Consider the following 23,673-nt stretch of genomic DNA (forward strand, 5'->3'; position numbering starts at 1 on the left):
ATGACCGAAGCGTACAAGATCATCGACCATATCTATGACACCGTCGTCGTCGGCGCGGGCGGATCGGGGCTGCGCGCCACGATGGGCAGCGCCGAGGCGGGGCTCAAGACCGCCTGCATCACCAAGGTGTTCCCGACGCGCAGCCACACCGTCGCGGCGCAGGGCGGCATCGCCGCCTCGCTCGGCAACAACAGCCCCGACCATTGGCAATGGCATATGTACGACACCGTCAAGGGTTCCGACTGGCTCGGCGACCAGGACGCGATCGAATATATGGTCCGCGAAGCGCCGCAGGCGGTTTACGAGCTCGAGCACGCCGGCGTGCCGTTCAGCCGCAACCAGGACGGCACCATCTACCAGCGCCCGTTCGGCGGCCATATGCAGAATATGGGTGAAGGTCCGCCGGTCCAGCGCACCTGCGCCGCCGCCGACCGCACCGGCCATGCGATGCTCCACGCGCTCTATCAGCAGTCGCTGAAATATGACGCGGACTTCTTCATCGAATATTTCGCGCTCGACCTGATCATGGAAGACGGTGCGTGCCGCGGCGTGATCGCCTTGTGCATGGAGGATGGCAGCATCCACCGCTTCCGTTCGCAGGCCGTCGTGCTCGCGACCGGCGGCTATGGCCGCGCCTATTTCACCGCGACCTCGGCGCACACCTGCACCGGCGACGGCGGCGGCATGGTGCTGCGCGCGGGCCTGCCGCTGCAGGATATGGAATTCGTCCAGTTCCACCCGACCGGCATCTATGGTGCGGGCGTGCTCATCACCGAAGGTGCGCGCGGCGAGGGTGGGTACCTCACGAACTCGGAAGGCGAGCGTTTCATGGAACGCTATGCCCCGTCGGCGAAGGATCTTGCGTCGCGCGACGTCGTCTCGCGCTCGATGGCGCTCGAAATCCGCGAAGGCCGCGGCGTCGGCCCGCACAAGGACCATATCTATCTGCACCTCGACCATATCGAGGAAGCCGTGCTCGCCGAACGCCTGCCCGGCATCACCGAAAGCGGCAAGATTTTCGCGGGCGTCGACCTGACGCGCCAGCCGCTCCCCGTGGTTCCCACGGTCCATTACAATATGGGCGGCATCCCCTGTAACTATCATGGCGAAGTCGTCACGCTGAAGGACGGCAACCCCGATACCGTCGTCCCCGGCCTGTTCGCGGTCGGCGAAGCCGCCTGCGTTTCGGTCCATGGCGCGAACCGCCTCGGCTCGAACAGCCTGATCGACCTCGTCGTCTTCGGCCGCGCCACCGGCCACCGGCTCAAGGAAATCATCACCCCCGGCGCCGCGCAGCAAGCGCTGCCCAAGGACAGCGCCGACCTCGCGCTCGGCCGTCTCGACCATTTCCGTAACGCCAAGGGCGGCTCGCCGACCGCGGTGGTGCGCGACGAGATGCAGCGCGCGATGTCGATGCACGCCGCGGTGTTCCGCACCGACGAACTGATGGCCGAAGGCAAGGATAAGCTCGCCAAGACCTATCAGCGGATGAACGACATCGGCGTCACCGACCGCAGCCTGATCTGGAACACCGACCTCATCGAAACGCTTGAGCTCGACAACCTGATCAGCCAGGCGACGGTGACGATGCATTCGGCGTTCAACCGCAAGGAAAGCCGCGGCGCCCACGCGCACGAGGATTTCCCGAACCGCGACGATCCGAACTGGATGAAGCACACGATCAGCTGGTTCGACGGCTGGGGCGGCAAGGGCGGCGGCGTCCGCCTCGATTACCGTCCGGTCCACGAATATACGCTGACCGACGATGCCGAATATATCAAACCGAAGGCGCGCGTTTATTGATCGCGCGGGTCGCAGGAGGCCTTTGGACCGCCGCGGTCCTGGCCTTCTGTCCGTCGCTCGCGCAGGCTGAGGACAAGCCGTCGGCAGAGGCGATCGTCGCGCGCACCAAGGCGCCGGCGAGCGGCTATTCGCTTTTCCACTGGACGATCTCCCGACAGGAGAATCGCGTCTATTCCTTCTGGGCGGCCGAATTTCATCGCGGATCGCTGCACCGCGTCGAAACGCCGCTCGACCGCATCGTCGCCGACTGCAAGGCGATGACCGGGCACCATCGCTCGCTGATCTCGGGCAAGACGCTGTCCAGCCGCGAAGCCGCCGAAACCGCGTGCGGGATCGACATGACGGGAGCGCCGGCGCTGACCTATGCAGGACGATTGTCGAGCCCCTATGGCGATCTGGACGTCGTTATGCTGACCAAGGACGGGTTGCGGCGGCTCTATTGGGTCGACCCGGCCGGCTTGTTGATCCAGTCGGAATTTCGCGGCGACAACGACCAGCCTGGCCAGCCGAAGTTGCGCAACTGGACGACCGAGGTCAGTCGCACCTCTCCCGACACCGCGATGTTCACGCCCGAATCGCTCGATCGAAGCTTTGTCCCGCTCGAACGCCAAGTCGATATGGCGCCCGAACATTTTGCCTTGTTCGAAGAGCCCGAATGACACGATCACCGAGCGGTGCATCGACCTTCGCACTGTAGTCTGGCTTCTGCCCCTTGCACTTCAGACGCGCCAGATGTAACACTATATCATTATTCGGGGGGCGGCGCGATGCATCTTTCGGGAATAAGATCACATCTTGCGTGGCTGTTCGCCGCGCTTCTTCTGTTCGCCATCGCCCCGGCGCGCGCCGATAGCTGGGCTCCCCCGGCGGTCGAAACCTATGTCTCGGCAAATGGCCAATATCGCCTGACCGTGGTGCCTCGCGAGATCGGCAGCCAACTCGCCTATTTCGAGGCCAAGGCGCGCGGCGAGACGCTGCCCGAACCCGAAGGCCCCCTCGGCCGGTTCGAACGGCTGGAGGATGGGCAGTGGGTTTCGGTCTGGAGCCGTGCCCTGGTCAACGAGGTCGCGCCGGTCGATGTTCTGGTCGGCGACGACGGCCGCCATGTCGTCAGCTTCGATAATTGGCACAGCACGGGCCATGGCGATCATGTCGTCGTCCTATACGGTGAGGGCGGCTCGCTGGTGCGCTCGCTGCGGCTCGACCAGATTGTCCCCGCCTATTTCATCGACGCGCTGCCGGCGTCGGTCAGCAGCATCCACTGGCGCCGCGCCGACCCCCGCTTTGTCGGCGACCGGCTGGAAGTCGCGGTGGCAGAGCCCGACGGCGATATGATGAGCGCGGACAGCTTTCCGGTCCGTATCGCCTTGGCCGACGGCATGGTCGATCCGATCGCGGCGGAGCGGATGGCGACGCTGACCCCGCGTGCCTGCGCGGCGCACACGCGCCAGGTTGCCAGCTTCAACGAATATCTCGCCTTCGAACGCGGTGCTCTCGCCTATCCCGAAACGACCGACAGGGACGACTGGCGCCGTTACCTGCACCATGCGGCTACGCGCCTGCGGCCGGCTGCGGACGACAGCGCGCTTGAGGATTCGGCCGATCCCTTCGCTGCCATGCTCGGCGAAACGACCTTCGAATTGCTCCAGCCGGGCGAGTATATGGAAAAGGATTATCGCGACGATTTCCGTCTGGCGCTGGCCGCGCCGCCCGAGCAATTGCGGCGGCGGTGGTTCGCGGCGCGCGATCAGGACAAGCTGGTTGCCGAGGTCGAGCGGAGCGCGAAGAAGATCAAGCCGGGGCAACTCACGGGGGTGGAGATGCGCTTCTTTGCCGATGCCGCGCACTGGCCCCGCATCGCCGCGGCATTGGCCGCGAGCGGTGCGACGCTGGTGCAGGTCGATATCGGGGTTCCGATCCCGGCCCGTGCCGAGGATGTTGCCGAACTGCCGCCCGAACGGATGATCGATCCCGCCTGCGCTGGGGCCTATTGATCGCCGCCGAACAGGTCGTGCATCGGGTTCAGGTCCGAAAAGGGTTCGTCGACCGCTTCGCCCATCAGCCATAATTTCTGGCAGGCGATGGCAAAGAACATCAGCGCGATCGTCCACACAATGATCGTCTTGATCACCTTCCACCGTTTCGCTTCATAAATGGCCTTGGCGCGGGCCTTGTGATCGATGCCCAGATCGCCTTCGAATTCGGCGACGAGCTGTGCACGGCGGGTACGCGAAATATTCGCGATGCCCGCGGCCCTGTCCTCTCCGATCGAACGGCGACTCGCCATCATTCCTGCCCCGCAAAAGACGCTCGAAGCGCTACTGTCACGGGTCGACCTTTAGGCGAGAGCCCCTGACAAAGCGTTAACCGGGAAAAGGCTTTGCGATCAGTCGAGTGCGACGCCGACGAGCTTGATCCGCGCCGCCGCGCCGCGCAGCAGGGTCAGCCGGCTCGGTGCGACCCCCAGCGCGGCCGCGAGCAGGCGCAGCACCGCATCGTTCGCGGCGCCGTCGGCGGGCGGCGCGGTGACGTGCAGCCGGACGCCGTCGTCGGCGATCGCCACCGCATCGCGGCGCGCGCCCGGCGTCACCCGCACCTCCAGCCGCCCGCTCGCCGCCAGCGCGCGCAGCGCGGCGGTCAGCGAGGGGGCGGGCCGATATTTCAGATGGTCACCACCAGCTTGCCGACCGCGCTGCGGTCGCCGAGCTTGGCGATCGCCTGGCCGCCGTCGGCGAGCGCATAGGTGCCGGTGACGCGCGGCTTGATCTTGCCCTGCGCCCACAGCGCGAACAGCCGCGCGATATTGCCGCGGTTGCGCGCGGGTTCGCGCGCGACGAAAGCGCCCCAGAAGACGCCCGCGACGTCGCAGCTCTTGAGCAGCGTCAGGTTCAGCGGCAGGCGCGGGATGCCGGCGGGGAAACCGACGACGAGGTAGCGGCCCTCCCACGCGATCGAGCGCAGCGCGGGTTCGGCATAATCGCCGCCGACCGCATCATAGATGACGTTCGCGCCGCCGGGGCCGACCGCTTCCTTGAACTTGTTCGCGAGCTCCTTCGACTGGTCCTTGTCGAACGGCTGGCGGCCATAGACGACGACCTCGTCGGCACCCGCCTGACGGGCGATCTCGCCCTTCTCCTCGCTCGACACGCCCGCGACGACGCGCGCGCCGAACGCCTTGCCCAGCTCGACCGCCGCGATGCCGACGCCGCCCGACGCGCCAAGGACGAGCAGCGTGTCGCCCTCCTTGATATGCCCGCGATCGACCAGCGCATGGATGCTGGTGCCATAGGTCATCAGCAAGCTGGCACCTTCGGCGAAGTCATGCCCCTCGGGCAGGTGATAGACATTATGCACCGAAACCGCGATCGCCTCGGCCATTCCGCCGTTGCCGCACCCCGCGATCACCCGGTCGCCGACCTTGAAGTCCGTGACACCTTCGCCAACTTCCGCAACCAGCCCCGCAACCTCGCCGCCGGGGGCGAAGGGGCGCTCGGGCTTGAACTGATATTTGTCCTCGATGATCAGCACGTCGGGGAAGTTGACCGCACAGGCCTTCACGTCGATCACGATCTGCCCGGCCCCCGCGGTAGGGCGCGGCAGCTCGCCCAGCGTCAACGTTTCGGGGCCGCCGGTGGCGGTCGACAAAAGAGCCTTCATCATCTTCTCCTCACAGGGGTGTTACAGCGAAGGTTGCAGCCAGGGCCGGTCCTGCGCCAGTTTTTTCTCATAATCGCCGATCGCGGCATCGCTCTTTTCGGTGATCGAAATCTCGTCGAGCCCTTCGAGCAGGCACATCTTGCGGAACGGGTCGATTTCGAAGGTGAAGCGATCCTGGAACATCGTCGTCACCGTCTGGTTTTCGAGGTCGACATGCACCGGATCGGTCTGCGCGACCTCCATCAGCCGGTCGATCGCCGCCTGCGGCAGGACGACAGGGAGAATCCCGTTCTTGACCGCATTGCCCGAGAAGATGTCGGAGTAGGAGGGCGCGATGACGACGCGGATGCCGAGGTCGCCGAGCGCCCAGGCGGCATGCTCGCGGCTCGACCCGCAACCGAAATTGTCGCCGGCGATCAGGATCGGCGCGCCCTTAAACTCGGCGCTGTCGAAGATATTATCGGGATCCTTGCGGATCGCCTCGAACGCGCCGCGACCCATGCCCTCGCGCGTCGTGCCCTTCAGCCAATGCGCGGGGATGATGACGTCTGTATCGACATTCTTCAGCCCGAACGGGATCGCGCGGCCGTCGACTTCACCCAGCGGGGTCATGCCATCAACTCCCGCACATCGGTCAGCTTGCCGGTCACCGCCGCCGCCGCCGCCATCGCGGGGCTGACGAGGTGGGTACGGCTGCCGGGCCCCTGGCGGCCGACGAAATTGCGGTTGCTCGTGCTCGCACAGCGCTCGCCCGCGGGCACCTTGTCGGGGTTCATCGCGAGGCACGCCGAGCAACCGGGTTCGCGCCATTCGAGCCCCGCGTCGGTGAAGATGCGGTCGAGCCCCTCGGCTTCGGCCTGCGCCTTCACCAGCCCCGAACCGGGGACGACGATCGCCCATTTGACATTGTCGGCCTTCTTGCGGCCCTTGATGACCGCGGCGGCGGCGCGCATGTCCTCGATGCGGCTGTTGGTGCAGCTGCCGATGAAGATATTCTCGATCGGCACGTCCTGCATCCGCGTGCCGGGTTCGAGGCCCATATAGGCAAGGCTCTTGGCGGCGGCAGTCTGCTTCGACGGGTCGGCGAAGCTTGCGGGATCGGGGACGACCCCGGTGATCGGCACGACATCCTCGGGGCTGGTGCCCCACGTCACGCTCGGCGCGATGTCGGCGGCGTCGATCACCACGACCTTGTCGTAGGTCGCACCCGGATCGGTCGCGAGGCTCTTCCAATATGCGACCGCGGCGTCCCAGTCGGCGCCCTTGGGCGCATAGGGGCGGCCCTTGAGATAGGCGAACGTGACCTCGTCGGGCGCGATCAGCCCGGCGCGCGCTCCGCCCTCGATCGCCATGTTGCTCACCGTCAGCCGGCCCTCGATGCTCAGGCTGCGGATCGCGCTGCCGGTATATTCGATGACATGGCCGGTGCCGCCCGCGGCACCGATGGTGCCGGTAATGTGGAGGATGATGTCCTTGGCGCTGATGCCGGGGCCGACCTCGCCCTCGACGCGGACTTCCATCGTCCTGGCGGGCTGGAGCAGCAGCGTCTGTGTCGCGAGCACATGCTCGACCTCGCTCGTCCCGATGCCGAAGGCGAGCGCGCCGATGCCGCCGTGGCACGCGGTGTGGCTGTCGCCGCAGACGATCGTCGTGCCGGGCAGCGAAAAGCCCTGCTCGGGGCCGACGACATGCACGATGCCCTGTTCGGGTGCGACCGCGTCGATGTAGCGGATGCCGAATTCCGGCGCGTTCTTTTCGAGCGCCGCGAGCTGCGCCGCGCTTTCGGGGTCGGCGATGGGCAGCTTGTTGCCGTTAGCATCGAGCCGCGCGGTGGTCGGCAGATTGTGATCGGGCACCGCGAGCGTCAGGTCGGGGCGGCGCACGGTGCGGCCGCTCGCGCGAAGCCCGGCAAAGGCCTGCGGGCTGGTGACTTCATGGACGAGGTGACGGTCGATGAAGATCAGGGCGGTACCATCGGGGCGCTGTTCGACGACATGCGCGTCCCAGATTTTCTCATAAAGGGTGCGGGGCCGAGTCATGCGGGTTCACTTACGCCTGCCGGATAACTTTGCAAGCGAGTGGCGATCAAAAACGCAATTTTCGGTCGCGCACGTTAGAGTATAAGCCGGGCATGTCGCTGCTCGCCATCATCCTGCTCGTCCTCGCCACCGTCGTGGCGATGGAGCTCGTCGCCTGGGGCAGCCACAAATATATCATGCACGGCTTCGGCTGGGCCTGGCACCGCGACCATCACGAGCCGCACGACAAGTTGCTGGAAAAGAACGACCTGTTCGCGATCTTCGGCGCAGCACTCAGCATTTCGATGTTCGCGGCGGGCAGCCCGATGATCATGGGCGGCTCGGCGTGGGAGCCGGGGACGTGGATCGGCCTCGGCGTGCTCTTCTACGGCATCATCTACACGCTGGTGCACGACGGCCTCGTCCACCAGCGTTATTTCCGCTGGGTGCCGCGACGCGGCTACGCGAAGCGGCTGGTGCAGGCGCACAAGCTCCACCATGCGACGATCGGCAAGGAGGGCGGGGTCAGCTTCGGCTTCGTCTTCGCGCGCGATCCCGCGAAGCTGAAAGCAGAACTCAAGGCGCAGCGCGAGGCCGGGATCGCGGTGGTGCGTGAAGCGATCGCGGACTAGCCTGTCCGGTAATCGGCCGTAACCATACCCGCCGCCGCCAGCTCGGCCTCGTGGCTCTCCTCGCGCCATTCCTCGATCAGCGCCTGCCGTTCCCATTTCTGCATCGCGGGATGCGCGAGCATATGGTCGACCCACGCCTGCCCGGCGCCGACGTCGAGGCCATAGGTGCGGATGCGATAGGCGACCGGCGCGAAAAAGGCATCTACCGCGCTGAAATCGGGTCCAGCGAGCCACGGCCCGCCGAAGCGCGCGAGCCCCTCCTCGAACAATTCGCGGATGCGTGCGACATTGGCGGCAAGCGCGTCGGACATCGGCTTGGGCGTCACGCGCACCCCGACATTCATCGTGCAATCGCCTCGCAGCGCGGCAAAACCGCTGTGCATCTCGGCGGTCGCGCACTGTGCCCATGCTCGGGCATCGGGATCGGCAGGCCACACGCCCGCGTGCCGGTCGGCTAGGTAGAGCGCGATGCCCAGCGAGTCGTAAATGGTGCGCCCTTCGTGGAGCAGCGCGGGCACCTGGCCCGTCGGCGAAAAGCTGCGGAAGGCGTCATAGTTCACCGGCAGGGTGAAGGGCTCGATGCGGTCTTCGAACGCGATGCCGAGTCCCTGCATCAACATCCAGGGACGCAGCGACCAGCTCGAATAGTTGCGGTTGGCGGTAATCAGTTCGTAGCCGTTCACGGGCTTCTCCATCGCTTAATCGATCGTCGCCCCGGCGCTCGCGCTTCGCCGTGCGGTGGGAGCCCGGCCGACGAGCCTGTTCCCAAGCTTGTGCGCGAGACGGTGGCTCGGCCGTTCGCACAGCAGATAAAAGATATAGGTCATGATGGCGGTCACGACGAAATAGAGCAGCAGCGACAGGATACCGTGATCGCCACCGTCGAACCATCGCATCGCTACCGGATGTACGAGATAAAGGCTAAAGGTGGCCAGGCCCATGCGGTCGAACATCGCCGGTTTGGTCCGGTCGAGCATCTGCATCAATTCGAAGCCGAGCCATATCGTCGCAAAGATCGCATAAATATTCAGCAGAAAGGCTGCCGAGGTGAAAATTCCGAGGCTGACGAGTTGCGTCTTCGCGAGCTTGAACACGACCGCCAGCGCGAAGATACCCACCCGCATGAGGTTCATACGGAGATCGGAAATCCGGCGGAAGCGGTGCAGGTTTTCCGCAAGCCAGCAACCCGCGAGCCAGCAGGGAAAGCCGACCAGGAAGGTGCCGTACCCAAAGGCACGATAATTGCGATTTTCAACGAACACGTCGGTATAGAAATAATAGATTAGCAGTGTGACGACGCATGAAATGGCAAGCGGAATGTGCATGCGTCCGTTGAAGCGGACGAGGAAGGGATAGAGGAAATAATAGATGAGTTCGCAGATCAGGCTCCACAGGACGGTACCCTTCCAGCCGACCTCGGTGATCCTGTCGATGTCGGGGAACACGAAGGCGATCATGAAGACGATCGACGGAATGACGATCCGGATCGACCGTTTGACGTAAAATTCACCCGTGTCGAACGCCTTGCCTCGATGATAGGGGGCGTGAATGACGAGTCCTGATATGATGAAGAAGACGATGACAGCCGCCGGGCCGTTCCACAATATGTCCCATCCCGACGAAATCAGCCGGTTGTAGCGATCCGATTCGAAAATCCGGAAATTCGAATAATGATGGCCGATCGCAACAATAGCAGCGCAAATCAGCCGAATCGTGTCGAGGCCGTGATAATAGTTCACGACCTTGTGATCATTGGTCGGCGCCGCGATCATTCTGTCTTCACCCCTGTCGTTTCCCGATGCCCTGACTGTGCTCGCTAGAGCAGAAATCGCGACGCTTCCATAGATTTAGGCCGCGCATCGGAGTGCAAGCTGGCGGGCGTCGGGCTTTCGGCAACCCGAGTTCAGGGCAAGGTCGACGGGCCTCGCGAATCCCCTGCGATCGCTTTGGGACGCAGAGGGGAGCCCGTCTTCGGCAGTTCGCTGAGGTCGAGCCAGTTCACGCCGGGGCGCTTGTGATAGCTGTCGATCGCGGCAAAGGGGATGCGAAAGGGGAAGCCCCAGTCGCTGTTCCACATCGCGACCACGCCGGTCCGCGTCGCGGGTTCGAAGATCATCGTCGCGCGATAGCCCTCGACCGCGCCCGAATGGCCCTCGAGCCGATGCCCCTCATAGGTGAAGCTGCGCCAGCCGAGGCCATAGGAGGCGTCCTTGTTGGCCTGGCGCAGCGCGCCGCCGTAAAGATGCGCGGTGCCGACGCGCGGGCGATGCGCGAGCTGCAGCACTGCGTTCGGCAGGACATCGGTCCGCGCGCCCATCATCGCCTGCATCCAGGTCGCGAAATCGACGATGTCGCTTTCGACCCCTGCGGCGGCGGGGACGCGCCAATAGGCTTCCTTGATCGGGCGGACGTGGCGGCCGCGGTGCGGCTTCGCCCAGTCCTTGGCGCCGGTCAGCCGCGCCATGCCATAGCCTGCGCTGACCATGCCGAGCGGGCGGAAAAAACGATCTTCGATCGCGTCGCCAAAGGGCTTGTTCGCGGCCTTGGCCAATATCTCGCTCGCCGCGTCGAAGGCGATATTCTGATAGGTGTGGCAAGTGCCGGGTTCGCATTGCAGCGGCGCACCGGCGAGGCTTGCGCGGAGCAGCGCGGGGTCCTGTCCGTCCTCCAGCCTTTCATCATAGGCGTTTTTGGTCAGGCCCGATCGCTGGGCGAGCAGTTGGTCGAGCGTGACATGCGTCTCGGCTCCGCCGGGCAGGCGCAGCGAGGTGCCCAGCGCGGCGACCGGACGGTTCAGGTCGACACTGCCGTCCTTGTCGAGCGCGGCGGCGAATATCCCCGTCGCGGTTTTCGACACCGAGGCCCAGCGGAACAGGGTCTGCGGCGTCACCTGTGCCCCCGTCGTGCTGTCGGACACCCCATAGGTGCGCACGAAGCTGAGTTTGCCGTCCTCGACCACCGCGACCGCGAGTCCCGCCATTTCGGGTCGCTGCGCGAGGTCACTCAACTGCTTGTCGAGCGCGCGATAGTCGATCCGCCCGCGCCATTCGGCGGGGGTGTCGGGCAGGTCGGCCGGGGCCTGCATCGGGATGGCGACGCTGACCAGCGAGTGGGCGTCGCCCATCGTACGAAGGCCGAACCAGCCGGCCAAAGACAGCGCGGCGACCGCGAACAGGATAAGGAATAAACGCTTCATGGACTCGAAAACTGGATGCGACCTGCTATTTTGGCGCCGTCTTAGCTTCGCCTTATGCCGCCGTCACCCCCGGCTGCGCTCAACTCGCCAGAAAGCGCCAGGCCTTGACCGTCCCGATGGCATAAACGGCGCCATAGACGAGGACGATCGCCGACGACCAGATCGCAAAAGCGTCACTATGCGTCGGACGCCACAGGTTGAGCGGCACAAAGATCAGCCCGCGCAGCAGATAGATGGCGGTGATCGCCACCAGCCCGGTGCGCAGCAAAGGCAGGCGCGGCAGCAGACCCGCACCCGAAAAGGCGAAGGCCGCCCAAACCATCAGTATCGCGGCGATCGCGAGCGTGATCAGCGCCGGCCGCCACAGGCCCTGCGCCGCGGCGCGCGCCATGCTCTCGCCCGCGCCGAAAAAGCGGTACCAGTCGGGCCCGCCGAAAATGCAGGCGATATGGAGCAGCGCCGCGACCACCGACAGCGATCCGCCGACGATCAGCCAGGTCGAGCCGGGATGGGCCGCGACGTCAGGCAATATAATGGGCGGTCGTCTTTTCGGCGACGTCCTCGGCGGTGACGCCCGGGGCGAGTTCGATCAGCTTGAACGGGCTGTCATGGTCGTCGCGCTTGAACACCGCGAGGTCGGTGATGATCATGTCGACGACATTCTGGCCGGTCAGCGGCAGCGTGCACGCCGGGATGAATTTCGGGCTGCCGTCCTTGGCAACATGCTCCATCACGACGATGATCTTCTTCACCCCGGCGACGAGGTCCATCGCGCCGCCCATGCCCTTGATCATCTTGCCGGGGATCATCCAGTTGGCGATGTCGCCATTCTCGGCAATCTCCATCGCGCCGAGCACGGTGAGGTCGATATGCCCGCCGCGGATCATCGCGAAACTGTCGGCGCTCGAGAAATAGGCCGACTGCGGGAGCTCGCTGATCGTCTGCTTGCCCGCGTTGATCAGGTCGGCATCCTCGTCGCCTTCGAGCGGGAAGGGGCCGATGCCGAGCATGCCATTCTCCGACTGGAGCGTCACCGTCATCCCGGCGGGGATATGATTCGCGACCAGCGTCGGGATGCCGATGCCGAGGTTGACGTAATAGCCGTCCTGCAGTTCCTTCGCGGCGCGCGCCGCCATGTCATCACGCGTCCAGGCCATTATTTCGGCTCCCAATTTTTGTCGGAGGGGAAGGCGTCGTCCCAGCCCAGTTTTTCCCATGGGCCATAGACGGGGTTCGGGAAAAGGAACCAGCCCTTGTCCCAGAGAGCGCTCGCGCCCGCGCCGGTCGCGAGCGCCATGCGCTGCGCCGCAGGCAAGTCCTTGACGTTGAACTGCTGGCTGAAGTCGCCGAGCTGGTCGCCGCCGAGAATGATGACGCAATATTTCGACGCGATCGTCGCGCGGCGGCCGTCCTTGCTCGACCCGCCGGCATCGTCACCCATCAGGAACAGGGTCTCGCCATGCTTGAACTCGCCGAGCCCGGCGGCGCGCAGCGTGTCCTCGCTGCCCTTGGCATTGGCGGCGCTGCGGTTGGTGTTGGCTATCACGGTGATCCCAGCGGCGCGCAGGGCGTTCACCATCTCGAGCGTGCCGGGCATCGCGACGGCCTTGCCCGCGCCGGTCTTTTCCCACTGGTCCCAGACCTTGGGATCGAAGGCCGTGCCCGTCTCGGCGAAATGGCGCATCGGGCCGAGGTTCCAGATCAGCGTCTCGTCGGCGTCGAAGACCGCGGCGAAAGGCTTGTCGCCGCAAGGCTCGAACGCCGGGGCGTCAATCGTCGCCCCCGGCGCCAGCACGACGCTGTCCCTCGGTCGCTCCCTGATCCGCCACACGCCATAGTCGGCAATCCGCTTATTGGTCGCACGCACTGCGACGGCGGCCTCGGGCGAGCCGTAGAGATATTGCAACGCGACCGGCGGCTTGGCCGCGTCGGCAGGCACCGCCGCGGTCGGCGGGGGCCTTGTTGCAACCGGCGCGGGCGCATTCGCGCATCCCGCGAGTAGCAGCGTGGCGGTAAGGGCGAAGCTTCGCATCAGGCGATCTCGCGCGGACGGGTCGTGCGAAACTCTATCTTCTTGTCGTAAGGCGCGCCGACGATCATGCGCTTCACATAGATGCCGGGCAGGTGGATGCTGTCGGGATCGAGGCTGCCGGTCGGGACGATTTCCTCGACCTCGGCGACGCAGATCTTCGCGGCGGTCGCCATCGGCTGGTTGAAGTTGCGCGCGGTCTTGCGGAAGATCAAATTGCCGCTCTCGTCGGCCTTCCACCCCTTGATGATCGCGAGGTCGGCGAAGATGCCGCGTTCGAGGATATAATCCTGCCCGTCGAAATTCTTCACTTCCTTGCCCTCGGCAACGAGCGTGCCGACGCCGGTCTTGGTGTAGAAGCCGGGGATGCCCGCACCGCCCGCGCGGCAGCGCTCGGCGAGCGTACCCTGCGGGCAGAATTCGACCTCGAGCTCGCCCGCCAGATATTGCCGCTCGAACTCCTTGTTCTCACCGACATAGGAGGAGATCATCTTTTTGACCTGCCTGGTGCGCAGCAGCTTGCCGAGCCCTTCGCCGTCGATCCCGGCGTTGTTCGATGCGATGGTCAGGTCTTTCGTGCCCGCATCGCGGATCGCATCGATCAGCCGTTCGGGGATGCCGCAGAGGCCGAAACCGCCCGCGCAAATCTGCATGCCGTCGAAGAGCAGCCCTTCGAGTGCGGCGGCTGCGTCGGCATAGCGCTTGTTACCCATGAACGGACTCCTCGTGGTTGCGGCGGCAAGTTTGGCGCATTTGATCCATCAATTCTAATTTTTCTAATTTTCGATTATGCATAAATGATGTCTATCAGTCGTGTCTCGCTCTACCATCTCGAAACCCTGCTTTGGATCGACCGGCTCGGCACCTTCTCGGCCGCCGCCGAGCGGCTGAACACGACCCAGCCGGCGGTGTCGGCGCGGATGCGCGAACTCGAACAGCGGCTCGGTTCGACGCTGTTCCGCCGCGACGGGCGCACGATGTCGCTGACCGCGGCGGGGCGCAAGCTGGTGCGCGACTGCGACCCGCTGCTCCGCGACATGCAACTCGCGCTGCTCGGCAGCGGTGGCTATGGCGAGGCGAGCGGGGTGGTGCGCATCGGCGCGGGCGAGATCGCGGCGGCAAGCTGCCTGCCCGGCTTCGTTGCCGCGCTCAAGGCCGACATGCCTGGCGTCGGGCTCGAGATCGAAATCGACCTCACCGCGAACCTGATCCAGCAATTGCTCACCGGCCGCATGGACATGGTCTTTGCCGCGGGTCCGATCGCGCATCCGGCGCTCAAGACCAGCCCGATCGGCGAGGTTGCGCTCGTCTGGCTCGCCAGTCCCGCCGTCGCGGCGGCCTTTGCACAAGGGGAGGGGGTGCCCGTCTGGTCGCTCGCCAGTCCCTCGCCGATCCACGGCCGCATGCGCGACGCGATCACCGCGTCGCGCATCGCACAGAAATCGCTGAACCTGTGCAACAACGCCCGCACGATGATCGACATCGCGCGCACCGGCGGCGGCATCGGCATCTTTCCCGAACCGATGGTGCGCGGCGAGTTGGTCAGCGGCGCGCTTGTCGAGATAGCGGCCATGCCGGCGCTTGCGCCGGTCGCTTTCCATGTCGCGATGCGCGTCGCGGACAGCGAGCCGGTGCTGGCGCGAATTTTCGAACGTGCGGGCGCGCTCGACCTCGCCGAAACGTCAGGGTAGCCGGATGCCCAGCGCCGCCGACAGGTCGGCCAGCGCCTGCTCGCCGCTCGTCACCTTGATCGCATGCATGCCGAGCGTAGCTGCCGGTTTGCAGTTGATGCCCAGGTCGTCGAGATAGACGCACTCGGCCGGTTCGACGCCGAGCTTCTCGCACATCATCAGATAAATGGCGGGGTCGGGCTTGCGCACCCCCGCCTTGCTCGATTCGATCACATGTTCGAAGCGCGCCATGATGGCGGCGACCTCGATCGCGGCTTCCTCGCTGCGCGTCATGCCGGCGCCCTTGATCCCCATCTTGCCGCCGGGGACATTGTTGGTGATGCATCCGATGCGAAAGCTTTTTGCCTTCAGCGTGTCGAGCGCCTTCACCATGTCGGGGCGCACTGCGCCTGCGATCACTGCGAGCACGGCTTCGCCCTGCAATTCATGCCCCAGCGTGCGTGCTTCCTCGGCGAACAGACTGTCGAACGCCGCGGCGTCGATCTCGGCGCGCTCGAACTTCGCCCAGGCATTGTCGTCAGGATTGGCGGCATTGACCCGCCGCACGAAATCGCGCGGCAGCCCGCGCTCTTCCTCGAGCCGGTTGAAGGCTTCGAAGGGCGAGGCGGTGATGACGCCGCCGAAGTCGAAAATGACAGTGGTGATGGACATGGCGCGGCTAGAGCGAAATTTGCCCGTCGCGTCAAATCACCATTGCGGCATCAGCGGCGTCAGTCGCGTCGCCACTCCGGCCGCGTCATTCCGACGAAGCGGTCGCCGAGCCCGCGGGCGTTGCGCGTCAATATGTCGCGCAGCGTCCGCGTCGCCTCGATCGCCTCGAGCCCCTTGGCGGTGAAGGCAAGCGCGCGGTTGGCCGGATCGCCATAGACGTGCCGGCTGAGCAGCGGGTTGGTCAGCGCCTGTGAAAAGGCATCCATCGCCACCATCGCCAATATGAGGTCGGGCAGTGGGCCATTGTGTTCGACCGGCTCGGCGAACAGGCCGACATAGAATTCCACATTGTCGACTTGGCCGTAGAGTGCTTCCAATTCGCTGGCGAGAGCCTTGCGCCGCGCGTCCTCGGCCGCATTCTTGCTCTTGCCGACGATGTCGCGAAAACTCTCGGCGCGGTCGAGTCCCATCGCGTCGCGATAGGCGTTATAGCCGTCGATATGGTTGGTGCGCGCCTGTTCGACGGCCTTGGTTTCGGCGCGGATCAGGAAGCTCGCCGAATTGTGCAACCCCAGCCGCATCGCCTGGTTCGCCGAAATCTCGGCGAAAGCGGTCGCCAGCCCGTCGCGCACCACCAGCCGGTTGTCGAGCAGCAGCGCGCCGCCGGGGATCGTCGCCGTACCCCATTTCAGATTTTCGGGCACCAGCGAATGCCAGCGATACAGCAGGCTGAATTCGGCGGTCATCCAGTTGGGGCGGTTCCAATGGGCTTTCCAAGCGACCTCGGGATCGGCGCGAAAGCGGAAGGACGAGGTGTTGATGTGGTTGATATATTCTTCGACCACGATCTTGATGAACATGAAGATCAGGATGTTGCGTGCGATCTGGAAAACGCGCTCGTCGTCCCAGCCGGAGTTCTGCGCCTCCAGCAGTCCCGCCATCCGGTTGTGTTCACGCAGGAACAGCGTGTTGACCATCGTCACCTGGGGCGACGCATTGGCGCGGTCGCCGCCCACCGCGAACAGCGATCGTCGGCCGTCGGGCGTGGCATGGTCGAGCCCGAGCGGCGGGTCGAGGATCTGGCTGCCGTCATCGGCCAGGAAATGCGGATCGATGCTGCCGTCGTCGCGGTGGAGATAGGGGGGCCATTCCTCGCCGCCGATCACCTGCGTCTTCAGCCGGCCCTTGCGTCCCGCGCCCTCGCTGCGCAGCCGCAGGACGTCGGTCTGGCGCCGATTGCGCCCGTAAAGCGGGCTGAGGTCGATTTCATGGTTGCTGGTGGTTCGCCGCCGGTTCGTCAACGCGTCGTTGTTCGAAATCTGAGTACGGATGAAGCCGTCGGTCAGATATTGCGCAAAGGCCGGAAACAGACAGGTCGATTTGGCGCAGGGGCGCTGGCCCTCGGGGCCGGGCCGGAACAATTCGGCGACGCGTTCCTCGGGCGGGCGCCGCGTCCCCATCGCCTCGGCATCGGGGTAGCGCCTCGCGGGCAGCAAGCGGGCGTTGTAGCTGCGGTCGGTCAGCCCGTCCCAGCAGATGTAATCGTAGCGCGTGCTCCACGGGTGGGGGCGATTGCGTGCCTTGTCGACCAACTTGTCGATCAGGAACTCATTGACCTCGCTGCGACCCGCCACCGCGGTGAAGGCACCCAATGCCAAATCTTCGAGAAAAGAACCCACGTCGCTCTCCATATCCAGTAATCGGGATAGTCTGGACTTGGCGAGCGGCGATGCATCAAGGACGCCCGTTGCAGCGACCGGCGTTCTGTTCTTGCCCTGCTGTGAAGCGGGACGACTCTTATACACGAAAAACGGGCGCCCCGCACCGCCAATCGACGGGCGGCGCGCCATGGCTCAGCCCGGCAAGACGACGATCCCCGCCTTGGGGTCGGTGCGGCCCGACAACATGTCCTGATAGGCGCCGAGCGCCGCTTCGCCGCCGCGGCGCTTGTCGATCGTCGCGATCCGCAGCGCGACATCCATGAAGGCGAGCCAGGCCGCGGCGATCTTCTGCCCGAAGGCGGCGCCGCCCCAGTCGGCGATGCGCTTCTGGCTGCGGCCGGGGGCGAAGAAGCCCTGCCGTTCGGGACCCGGAAGGCCTGCATCGTCGGCCTGCGCATCCCAATGCGACTTGCCGACGATGATCGAGGCCTTGAGGTTGCTGCCGAAATGGCTGTGGACCGCGCGCGTCACCGCGCCATTGCCCGCCATGTCGACGAGCGCCGCGGGTGTAGCGGCGTTAAGCGTCATGATCTGGTCATAGCTGATGACGCGGTCGTAAATGCCCTGTGCCGCCAGCGCATCGACGTTGGCGGCGCTGGTCAGCCCGATCGTTTCGGGGCGATGCCCGGGCCGCTGCGCAAGCGAAAAGCCCAGCCCGATCGCGGTCTTGCTCGACGCGCTGGCGATCAGAATCTGCTGGACGCCATAGTCGCCCTCATCCTCGAACTGGTCGGCGATCAGCCAGCCGGTGAGGAAGAGCGGGCGGAACACCGGCCAATAATCATGGTCGGCGGCGCGATAGTCGTGCAGCGCCTCGACGCGCTGATACTGGTTGTAAATCGGGGGCAGGGTGGTGCGGCGCGGCGTGACATCGGTAAAGCCGCCAGGTCCGGCGTTGCCGACGTTGAGCACCGCATGGCTCGCCATCGGATAATAGCCATAGAAGGTCTCGCCGACCGCGACGCCCTCGGCGGTGCTTTCGGTCACCGTCGCAAAGCCCCAGACCGGCAGGCGGCCGGGCGTGCCGCGCTCGGCGAAGAAATCCCAATAGCCCTGATCGTTCCCGAACAGCCCGGCGGGCTTGCCGAACACCGCATAGGTGATGTTGTTGGCGGTCATCGCATAGCTGCCGATGGCCACGCGGACCTGCCCCGGCGCCAACGGCGCGGCGGGATCGGCGACCAATTCGGCGCGCGCAATATCGTCGCGATCGATATCGATCGCCCATCCGGTTTCATTCATGTGCGGACCCCTCCGGCTGCTTGCCCGCGAACGCGGGATGGCGGATATACATACAGATGAGCAGGCCCCTGACAATCGCGGTCAAACGCATCCACGATGCCGCAGCGGAATCCGACGGCGCGCGCTTCCTCGTCGACCGTCTTTGGCCGCGCGGCGTGTCGAAGGAGAAGGCGGCGCTGACTGCCTGGCTGAAGCCGCTCTCGCCGAGCGATCGCTTGCGCAAGGCCTATCATGGCGCGACCGCCGAATCGGACGAGGCGTGGGATGCGTTCCGCACCGATTATTTCGCCGAGCTCGATGCCGGGAACGAGGAAGTGCAGGCGGCGCTGGCGGTGCTCGACGCGGCGGGGGACGCGACTTTGCTCTATGCCGCGAAGGACCCCGACCGGAACAATGCGGTCGCGCTGCGCGAATGGCTCGACCGCCGCTAGCCGACCGTCGTCCCCAGCAGCGATCCGATCGCGATCGTCGCCGCCATCGCCATCGCGCCCCAGAATGTCACGCGCACCACCGGGCGCAGCATCGGCGCCTGTCCGACCCGGGCACCCAGCGCGCCGAGGATCGCGAGAAAGATGAGCGACGCTGCCGATACGGTGAAGGGCAGCGATTCGCCGCGATCGACCAGCACCATCGCCAGCGGCAGCGCCGCCCCGACCGAAAAGCTCGCCGCCGAAGCCACTGCCGCCTGCCCCGGCCGCGCGATCGCCGCGTCGGTCATGCCGAGTTCGTCGCGCAGATGCGTGTCGAGTGCGTCGTGCGCGGTGAGCTGCACCGCGACCTGCTCGGCGAGCGCGCGGTCGAGCCCGCGCTGCTCGTAGATTTGCGTCAGCTCCTCGAGCTCGAACTCGGGATCGGCGGCGAGGTGGCGCTTCTCAAGCTCGACATCGGCCTTTTCGGCATCGCCCTGCGAACTCACCGACACATATTCGCCCGCCGCCATCGACATCGCGCCGGCGACGAGACCGGCGGTGCCGGTGACGAGGATCGACGAGGAACTCGCGCCTGCCGCCGCGACCCCTGCGATCAGGCTCGCGGTCGAAACGATCCCGTCATTCGCCCCGAGGATCGCGGCGCGCAGCCAGCCAATCCGGGTAACGGCATGGGTTTCCTCGTGCATGCGCTGGCTCCCCTACCAGAAGCGAATGACGCCGAACTGGTCGAACAGCTTCTCGTTCGACACTAGCGAATATTGCTCGATCTGTGCCTGGGCGATCAAAATGCGATCGAACGGATCGCGATGCTCGAAGGGCAGCAAGCCTGCTAGGCTGGCGTGCGCGACCGTGATGGGCAACTGGCCAAAGCCGAAACCCGCGATCACGATCTCGAATCGCTTGGCCAGTTCGTCCGCGCCTTCCAGCTTGCCAATTCGGAACTTGATCGCGACCTCGATGGCCGACACCGCGCTGATCCAGATGTGATTGTCCGCATCCTCAATGGCGGCCCGCACAGCTTTCGGCAATTTTTCCGGCTCGTTGGCGGCCCAGATCAGCGCGTGCGTGTCGAGCAAAAGGTTCATCGCGCCTCGGTCGCGCCTTCGCCGTTCCACAATGCCAAATCCTCGTCGGGCAGGGGATCCCAAAACCCCCTGTCGAGATCGATTTTGCCTTTCAACGTTCCCAGAACGCGCTTCGCTTTCGGCGGTGCGTTCACCGGCATCAGCTTGACCACGGGTTCCTTGCCGCGCGCGATCGTCACTTCCTCGCCGGCGAGGACGCGCGCGATCAGGCGCGACAGGTGCGTTTTGGCTTCATGGATGGTGACGACGGTCATGCCATAGACTTAGCTAAGTCACATAACTAAGTCAATATTGCAGCACCAGTCCCGGCCGCGCCCAGCGCGTCTTCACCAGCCGCCCGGTCCCCGACAGGGTTATATAGGCGTCCCGCATGTCCGCGCCGCCAAAGGCGATGTTGGTCGTGAAAATATCGTCGGTCGCGACGAACTCGACCAGTTCGCCTTCGGGCGAGACGACCGAAACCCCGCATTCGCCGATCGTTGCGACGCAGATATTGCCGCTCGCCTCCATCGCGAGACTGTCGAAGAATTTATAGCCGGCGGGGCGATAGAGCGGGATGCCGGGGCCACCGGGTCCCGCATCGGGGGCGACCTTGCCCGGCGCGGTGATGTTGAATTTCATCAGGCGGCAGGTGTAGGTTTCGGCGGCGTAGAGTGCGCTCCCGTCGGGCGACAGGCCGACGCCATTGGGGTTGTTCGACGGGAAAATCACTTCCTCGATGAAGCTGCCGTCGGCCTTGGCGTAGAAGATGCCGACGATGTCGTGGCAGCGCTTTTCATAATCGACCTTGCCATGGTCGGTGAACCAGAAGCCGCCGTGCGCGTCGAACATGATGTCGTTGGGACCGCGCAAGGTGACGCCATGGTCGCCCGATTTGTACAGCGTCTCGACCGCGCCGGTGTCGATGTCGATGCGCTCGATCCGCCCGCCCGAATAGTCGCTCGCGATGCCATGCGGCGCCAGATAGCCGTTCGATTCGACATAGTTGAAGCCGCCGTTGTTGCAGCAATAAAGCTTGCCGTCGGGTCCGATGGCGAGGCCGTTCGGGCCGCCGCCGGGGGTGGCGATCACCGCTTTCCGGCCGCCGGGCCAGCAGCGCGTGATCCGGCCCGATTCGATCTCGACGACGATAACGCTGCCGTCCTCCATCACCACCGGCGCCTCGGGAAAGCGCAATCCATCGGCGATCAGTTCAAACTCGGCCATCCTCGTCTCCCTTGCTCTCAGTCATTCGCTGTGCTTTGCGGCCATCATGCCCGTTCGTTCGCTCTTCGCCAGCCTTTTCTACGAAGCCGATATCGGCTCTCCCGACCTGCTCGAAGAGCTGGAGGAGAGCAGCCGCCTGTTCGCCGAGGAGGATGGCGCGGGCCGACGCTGGAGCCGCGAGCATGGCTATAAGGGCTACACCAGCTACGCGAGCCTCGGCGACCTGCCCGAACGCGACCCGGCCTTCCACGATCTGAAACGCCTGCTCGACAAGGAGGTAAAGGCCTTTGCCAAAGCGGCGCATTTCGACCTCGCCAAGCCGCTGAAGCTCGACAGCCTGTGGGTCAATATCCTGAGACCCGGCGGCACCCACAGCGGGCATATCCACCCGCACAGCATCGTGTCGGGCACTTTCTACGTCACCGTCCCGCCGGGGTCCGGCGCACTCAAGCTCGAGGACCCGCGCCTCGCGATGCTGATGGCGGCGCCGGGGCGCACCGACGACGCGCCCGAGCATCTGTTGCCCTTCGTCTATGCGCAGCCCGCGGCGGGCCGCGTGTTCCTGTGGGAAAGCTGGCTGCGGCACGAGGTGATGCCCAATGCCGGCAAGGGCGAACGCATCAGCATCAGCTTTAACTATCGCTGAGGGCGACTATATGGGCGGCATCCTCTTGCGCCCATAAGGACCCCCCATGACCGACACCGCGACCTACGACGCCGACCTCCAGCTTTTCATCGCCGGCGCCTGGCGGAGCGGCGAGGGACGCGAGGCGCGGCCGGTGTTCAATCCAGCCACCGCGGGCACGATCGCCGAACTGCCAGTGGCGACCGCCGCCGACCTCGACGAGGCGCTCGCCGCAGCCGAGCGCGGCTGGCCCACATGGCGCGCCAAGACCCCCGACGAGCGCGCCGCGCTGATGCACAAGGCCGCAGGCCTCATCCGCGAACGCGTCGAGCATATCGCAACGCTGCTGACGCTCGAACAGGGCAAGCCGATCGGCGAGGCGCGCGGTGAGGTGCTGTCGGCGGCCGGGCTGCTCGCCTATTTCGCCGAACAGGGCAAGCGCATCGAGGGCCGGGTGCTCCAGCGCCCGCTCGGCCAGCGCGCGATGGTCACCAAGCATCCCGTCGGTCCGGTCGCGGGTTTCAGCCCCTGGAACTTCCCGGTCAATCTGATGGTCAAGAAAATCGCCCCCGCGCTCGCCGCCGGCTGCGTGGTGATTGCCAAGGCGCCCGAGGAGACCCCGGGCTGCACCAGCGCGATCATGCGCTGCCTGATCGACGCGGGCATCCCCGGCGACGCGGTCCAGCTCGTCTATGGCGACCCCGACATGATCAGCCGGCATCTGCTGGCCAGCCCGGTGATCCGCAAGGTCAGCTTCACCGGCTCGACCGCGGTCGGCAAGCATCTGATGAAGCTCGCCGCCGACCGTGCGCAGCGCATCACCATGGAACTGGGCGGCCACGCCCCGGTGCTGATCTTCGACGATTGCGACCTCGAGGCGACGCTCGACAAGGTCGTGTGGCAAAAGTTCCGCAACGCCGGCCAGGTCTGCATCTCGCCGACGCGCTTCTATGTCCAGCAGGGCATCTATGACGCGTTCGTGAAGGGCTTCGCCGAACGGACGGCGAAGGTGAAGATCGGCAGCGGCCTCGACGCTGACACGCAGATGGGCCCGCTCGCCAACGCGCGCCGCATCCCGGCATTGGAGGCGTTGGTTGCCGACGCCAAAGCTAAGGGCGCGCGCGTCATCGCGGGCGGCGAGGCGACCGGCAACGGCTATTTCTTCCAGCCGACCGCGATCGCCGACGTGCCGATCGAGGCCGATGCGATGAACAACGAACCCTTCGGCCCGATGGCGCTGATCCGCCCCTTCGGCACCGAGGAGGAGGCGCTCGAGCAGGCGAACCGGCTGCCCTATGGCCTCGCGGCGTTCGCCTTCACCGAGAATGGCCGCCGCATCAACCGCATCGTCGATGCGATCGAAAGCGGCATGGTCGGGGTCAACAGCTTCGTCATCTCGACGCTCGACATGCCGTTCGGCGGAATCAAGGAATCGGGCTTCGGCAGCGAGAGCGGCCCCGAAGGGCTCGACGGCTATCTCGTCACCAAGGCGGTGCATATCTACTAGAACTCGTCGCCCCCGCGAAGGCGGGGGCCGCTGGCAAGGTAGCGCAAGGCCGAGTGCGGCCCCGCCTTCGCGGGGGCGACGGTCAGTCTTTTTCCAACTGAACGAAATCGCGCGCCATCGGCGCCAGATGCGCGCCGCCGTCGACGAAGATCGTCTGCCCCGTCACCGCCTCGGCGCGC

Annotated in this window: 27 protein-coding genes; 8 read left to right on the forward strand and 19 right to left on the reverse strand. The window is 65.4% G+C overall.

The features are described from left to right. From sdhA to B1A78_RS04545, 3 genes are all read left to right on the forward strand, one after another. Positions 1-1,803, forward strand: a complete 1,803-nt coding sequence (gene sdhA, locus B1A78_RS04535; protein ID WP_077145811.1) for a succinate dehydrogenase flavoprotein subunit — start codon at positions 1-3, stop codon at positions 1,801-1,803. Then, on the forward strand, positions 1,800-2,462 hold the full coding sequence (locus B1A78_RS04540) for a hypothetical protein (RefSeq protein ID WP_077145812.1): 663 nt from the start codon (positions 1,800-1,802) through the stop codon (positions 2,460-2,462). The genes sdhA and B1A78_RS04540 overlap by 4 nt, the downstream gene beginning before the upstream one ends. Before the next feature lie 108 nt (positions 2,463-2,570). Further along, positions 2,571-3,797, forward strand: a complete 1,227-nt coding sequence (locus B1A78_RS04545; protein ID WP_077145813.1) for a hypothetical protein — start codon at positions 2,571-2,573, stop codon at positions 3,795-3,797. On the opposite strand, the gene B1A78_RS04550 is transcribed toward B1A78_RS04545, so the two are convergent. The 5 genes from B1A78_RS04550 to leuC all read right to left on the reverse strand — a co-directional run bounded on the left by B1A78_RS04550 (position 3,791) and on the right by leuC (position 7,499). Beyond that, the gene (locus B1A78_RS04550) at positions 3,791-4,090 is read right to left on the reverse strand and encodes a hypothetical protein (RefSeq protein WP_077145814.1); all 300 of its coding nucleotides are present in this window, start codon (positions 4,088-4,090) and stop codon (positions 3,791-3,793) included. The genes B1A78_RS04545 and B1A78_RS04550 overlap by 7 nt on opposite strands. A 99-nt stretch (positions 4,091-4,189) precedes the next feature. Further along, a complete protein-coding gene (locus tag B1A78_RS04555) occupies positions 4,190-4,399 on the reverse strand; it encodes a DUF167 domain-containing protein (RefSeq protein WP_306171643.1) in 210 nt (69 codons plus the stop codon). Positions 4,400-4,464: 65 nt separating this feature from the next. Next, positions 4,465-5,460: an NADPH:quinone oxidoreductase family protein gene (locus tag B1A78_RS04560; protein ID WP_077145841.1), complete on the reverse strand. Its 996-nt coding sequence runs from the start codon at positions 5,458-5,460 to the stop codon at positions 4,465-4,467. 21 nt (positions 5,461-5,481) lie between these two features. Beyond that, the gene (gene leuD, locus B1A78_RS04565; protein ID WP_077145815.1) at positions 5,482-6,072 is read right to left on the reverse strand and encodes a 3-isopropylmalate dehydratase small subunit; all 591 of its coding nucleotides are present in this window, start codon (positions 6,070-6,072) and stop codon (positions 5,482-5,484) included. Further along, positions 6,069-7,499 carry a 3-isopropylmalate dehydratase large subunit gene (gene leuC, locus B1A78_RS04570; protein ID WP_077145816.1) on the reverse strand — a complete coding sequence of 477 codons (1,431 nt, stop codon included), beginning with the start codon at positions 7,497-7,499 and terminating at the stop codon, positions 6,069-6,071. The genes leuD and leuC overlap by 4 nt, the downstream gene beginning before the upstream one ends. Before the next feature lie 92 nt (positions 7,500-7,591). On the opposite strand from leuC, the gene B1A78_RS04575 reads away from it, so the two are divergent. Then, positions 7,592-8,110 carry a sterol desaturase family protein gene (locus B1A78_RS04575; protein ID WP_077145817.1) on the forward strand — a complete coding sequence of 173 codons (519 nt, stop codon included), beginning with the start codon at positions 7,592-7,594 and terminating at the stop codon, positions 8,108-8,110. Here the strand turns inward: B1A78_RS04575 and B1A78_RS04580 are convergent. The 7 genes from B1A78_RS04580 to B1A78_RS04610 form a co-directional block, all read right to left on the reverse strand. Next, complete coding sequence (locus B1A78_RS04580; RefSeq protein WP_256837469.1) at positions 8,107-8,793, reverse strand: glutathione S-transferase family protein; 687 nt, start codon at positions 8,791-8,793, stop codon at positions 8,107-8,109. The two genes, B1A78_RS04575 and B1A78_RS04580, sit on opposite strands and share 4 nt — an antisense overlap. Positions 8,794-8,808: 15 nt before the next feature. Next, complete coding sequence (locus tag B1A78_RS04585) at positions 8,809-9,882, reverse strand: acyltransferase (protein WP_077145819.1); 1,074 nt, start codon at positions 9,880-9,882, stop codon at positions 8,809-8,811. A gap of 131 nt (positions 9,883-10,013) precedes the next feature. Next, positions 10,014-11,306, reverse strand: a complete 1,293-nt coding sequence (locus tag B1A78_RS04590) for a serine hydrolase (RefSeq protein WP_077145820.1) — start codon at positions 11,304-11,306, stop codon at positions 10,014-10,016. A 79-nt stretch (positions 11,307-11,385) separates the two neighbouring features. Beyond that, positions 11,386-11,835 carry a hypothetical protein gene (locus B1A78_RS04595; protein WP_077145821.1) on the reverse strand — a complete coding sequence of 150 codons (450 nt, stop codon included), beginning with the start codon at positions 11,833-11,835 and terminating at the stop codon, positions 11,386-11,388. Beyond that, the gene (locus tag B1A78_RS04600) at positions 11,828-12,463 is read right to left on the reverse strand and encodes a CoA transferase subunit B (RefSeq protein ID WP_077145822.1); all 636 of its coding nucleotides are present in this window, start codon (positions 12,461-12,463) and stop codon (positions 11,828-11,830) included. Before B1A78_RS04600 ends, B1A78_RS04595 begins: the two co-directional genes overlap by 8 nt. Further along, positions 12,463-13,338, reverse strand: a complete 876-nt coding sequence (locus B1A78_RS04605) for an HAD family acid phosphatase (RefSeq protein WP_077145823.1) — start codon at positions 13,336-13,338, stop codon at positions 12,463-12,465. The genes B1A78_RS04600 and B1A78_RS04605 overlap by 1 nt, the downstream gene beginning before the upstream one ends. After that, positions 13,338-14,048, reverse strand: a complete 711-nt coding sequence (locus B1A78_RS04610; protein ID WP_077145824.1) for a CoA transferase subunit A — start codon at positions 14,046-14,048, stop codon at positions 13,338-13,340. The genes B1A78_RS04605 and B1A78_RS04610 overlap by 1 nt, the downstream gene beginning before the upstream one ends. An 87-nt stretch (positions 14,049-14,135) precedes the next feature. Between B1A78_RS04610 and B1A78_RS04615 the strand changes: the two genes are divergently transcribed. Beyond that, the gene (locus tag B1A78_RS04615; RefSeq protein WP_077145842.1) at positions 14,136-15,026 is read left to right on the forward strand and encodes a LysR family transcriptional regulator; all 891 of its coding nucleotides are present in this window, start codon (positions 14,136-14,138) and stop codon (positions 15,024-15,026) included. Here B1A78_RS04615 and B1A78_RS04620 read toward each other — a convergent pair. The 3 genes from B1A78_RS04620 to B1A78_RS04630 all read right to left on the reverse strand — a co-directional run bounded on the left by B1A78_RS04620 (position 15,018) and on the right by B1A78_RS04630 (position 18,640). Beyond that, complete coding sequence (locus B1A78_RS04620) at positions 15,018-15,677, reverse strand: HAD-IA family hydrolase (protein ID WP_077145825.1); 660 nt, start codon at positions 15,675-15,677, stop codon at positions 15,018-15,020. The genes B1A78_RS04615 and B1A78_RS04620 overlap by 9 nt on opposite strands. A 59-nt stretch (positions 15,678-15,736) precedes the next feature. Then, on the reverse strand, positions 15,737-17,356 hold the full coding sequence (locus B1A78_RS04625; RefSeq protein WP_256837470.1) for a peroxidase family protein: 1,620 nt from the start codon (positions 17,354-17,356) through the stop codon (positions 15,737-15,739). Between the two features lie 174 nt (positions 17,357-17,530). Then, the gene (locus B1A78_RS04630; RefSeq protein ID WP_077145827.1) at positions 17,531-18,640 is read right to left on the reverse strand and encodes a DUF2855 family protein; all 1,110 of its coding nucleotides are present in this window, start codon (positions 18,638-18,640) and stop codon (positions 17,531-17,533) included. Positions 18,641-18,696: 56 nt separating this feature from the next. On the opposite strand from B1A78_RS04630, the gene B1A78_RS04635 reads away from it, so the two are divergent. After that, positions 18,697-19,071, forward strand: coding sequence for a DUF488 domain-containing protein (locus B1A78_RS04635; RefSeq protein ID WP_077145828.1), 375 nt, complete (start codon positions 18,697-18,699; stop codon positions 19,069-19,071). On the opposite strand, the gene B1A78_RS04640 is transcribed toward B1A78_RS04635, so the two are convergent. Genes B1A78_RS04640 through B1A78_RS04655 form a run of 4 tightly spaced genes read right to left on the reverse strand, consistent with a single transcriptional unit; the run spans position 19,068 to position 21,362 of the window. Further along, the gene (locus B1A78_RS04640) at positions 19,068-19,757 is read right to left on the reverse strand and encodes a VIT family protein (RefSeq protein WP_077145829.1); all 690 of its coding nucleotides are present in this window, start codon (positions 19,755-19,757) and stop codon (positions 19,068-19,070) included. The genes B1A78_RS04635 and B1A78_RS04640 overlap by 4 nt on opposite strands. 12 nt (positions 19,758-19,769) lie before the next feature. Further along, positions 19,770-20,156, reverse strand: coding sequence for a type II toxin-antitoxin system VapC family toxin (locus B1A78_RS04645; RefSeq protein WP_077145830.1), 387 nt, complete (start codon positions 20,154-20,156; stop codon positions 19,770-19,772). Beyond that, the gene (locus B1A78_RS04650; protein ID WP_077145831.1) at positions 20,153-20,410 is read right to left on the reverse strand and encodes a type II toxin-antitoxin system Phd/YefM family antitoxin; all 258 of its coding nucleotides are present in this window, start codon (positions 20,408-20,410) and stop codon (positions 20,153-20,155) included. The genes B1A78_RS04645 and B1A78_RS04650 overlap by 4 nt, the downstream gene beginning before the upstream one ends. A gap of 31 nt (positions 20,411-20,441) precedes the next feature. Then, positions 20,442-21,362: an SMP-30/gluconolactonase/LRE family protein gene (locus B1A78_RS04655; RefSeq protein ID WP_077145832.1), complete on the reverse strand. Its 921-nt coding sequence runs from the start codon at positions 21,360-21,362 to the stop codon at positions 20,442-20,444. Positions 21,363-21,408: 46 nt separating this feature from the next. Here B1A78_RS04655 and B1A78_RS04660 point away from each other — a divergent pair, with 46 nt between their 5' ends. Continuing rightward, complete coding sequence (locus B1A78_RS04660; protein ID WP_077145833.1) at positions 21,409-22,008, forward strand: TIGR02466 family protein; 600 nt, start codon at positions 21,409-21,411, stop codon at positions 22,006-22,008. 46 nt (positions 22,009-22,054) lie between these two features. Beyond that, positions 22,055-23,494: an NAD-dependent succinate-semialdehyde dehydrogenase gene (locus tag B1A78_RS04665; protein WP_077145834.1), complete on the forward strand. Its 1,440-nt coding sequence runs from the start codon at positions 22,055-22,057 to the stop codon at positions 23,492-23,494. The last annotated feature ends 179 nt before the right edge of the window (positions 23,495-23,673 follow it).

The sequence above is a fragment of the Sphingopyxis sp. KK2 genome (genome assembly GCF_001990265.1).
GTDB lineage: Bacteria > Pseudomonadota > Alphaproteobacteria > Sphingomonadales > Sphingomonadaceae > Sphingopyxis.

Bases quoted from the DNA above. Each gene is read 5' to 3' on its own strand.
- B1A78_RS04590 (WP_077145820.1), bottom strand. From the start codon at position 11,306: ATGAAGCGTTTATTCCTTATCCTGTTCGCGGTCGCCGCGCTGTCTTTG.
- B1A78_RS04615 (WP_077145842.1), top strand. From the start codon at position 14,136: ATGTCTATCAGTCGTGTCTCGCTCTACCATCTCGAAACCCTGCTTTGG.
- B1A78_RS04640 (WP_077145829.1), bottom strand. From the start codon at position 19,757: ATGCACGAGGAAACCCATGCCGTTACCCGGATTGGCTGGCTGCGCGCC.
- B1A78_RS04635 (WP_077145828.1), top strand. From the start codon at position 18,697: ATGAGCAGGCCCCTGACAATCGCGGTCAAACGCATCCACGATGCCGCA.
- B1A78_RS04655 (WP_077145832.1), bottom strand. From the start codon at position 21,362: ATGGCCGAGTTTGAACTGATCGCCGATGGATTGCGCTTTCCCGAGGCG.
- B1A78_RS04545 (WP_077145813.1), top strand. From the start codon at position 2,571: ATGCATCTTTCGGGAATAAGATCACATCTTGCGTGGCTGTTCGCCGCG.
- B1A78_RS04550 (WP_077145814.1), bottom strand. From the start codon at position 4,090: ATGGCGAGTCGCCGTTCGATCGGAGAGGACAGGGCCGCGGGCATCGCG.
- B1A78_RS04560 (WP_077145841.1), bottom strand. From the start codon at position 5,460: ATGAAGGCTCTTTTGTCGACCGCCACCGGCGGCCCCGAAACGTTGACG.
- leuC (WP_077145816.1), bottom strand. From the start codon at position 7,499: ATGACTCGGCCCCGCACCCTTTATGAGAAAATCTGGGACGCGCATGTC.
- B1A78_RS04605 (WP_077145823.1), bottom strand. From the start codon at position 13,338: ATGCGAAGCTTCGCCCTTACCGCCACGCTGCTACTCGCGGGATGCGCG.
- B1A78_RS04660 (WP_077145833.1), top strand. From the start codon at position 21,409: ATGCCCGTTCGTTCGCTCTTCGCCAGCCTTTTCTACGAAGCCGATATC.
- B1A78_RS04600 (WP_077145822.1), bottom strand. From the start codon at position 12,463: ATGGCCTGGACGCGTGATGACATGGCGGCGCGCGCCGCGAAGGAACTG.
- B1A78_RS04585 (WP_077145819.1), bottom strand. From the start codon at position 9,882: ATGATCGCGGCGCCGACCAATGATCACAAGGTCGTGAACTATTATCAC.
- leuD (WP_077145815.1), bottom strand. From the start codon at position 6,072: ATGACCCCGCTGGGTGAAGTCGACGGCCGCGCGATCCCGTTCGGGCTG.
- B1A78_RS04630 (WP_077145827.1), bottom strand. From the start codon at position 18,640: ATGAATGAAACCGGATGGGCGATCGATATCGATCGCGACGATATTGCG.
- sdhA (WP_077145811.1), top strand. From the start codon at position 1: ATGACCGAAGCGTACAAGATCATCGACCATATCTATGACACCGTCGTC.
- B1A78_RS04645 (WP_077145830.1), bottom strand. From the start codon at position 20,156: ATGAACCTTTTGCTCGACACGCACGCGCTGATCTGGGCCGCCAACGAG.
- B1A78_RS04650 (WP_077145831.1), bottom strand. From the start codon at position 20,410: ATGACCGTCGTCACCATCCATGAAGCCAAAACGCACCTGTCGCGCCTG.
- B1A78_RS04575 (WP_077145817.1), top strand. From the start codon at position 7,592: ATGTCGCTGCTCGCCATCATCCTGCTCGTCCTCGCCACCGTCGTGGCG.
- B1A78_RS04610 (WP_077145824.1), bottom strand. From the start codon at position 14,048: ATGGGTAACAAGCGCTATGCCGACGCAGCCGCCGCACTCGAAGGGCTG.
- B1A78_RS04620 (WP_077145825.1), bottom strand. From the start codon at position 15,677: ATGTCCATCACCACTGTCATTTTCGACTTCGGCGGCGTCATCACCGCC.
- B1A78_RS04665 (WP_077145834.1), top strand. From the start codon at position 22,055: ATGACCGACACCGCGACCTACGACGCCGACCTCCAGCTTTTCATCGCC.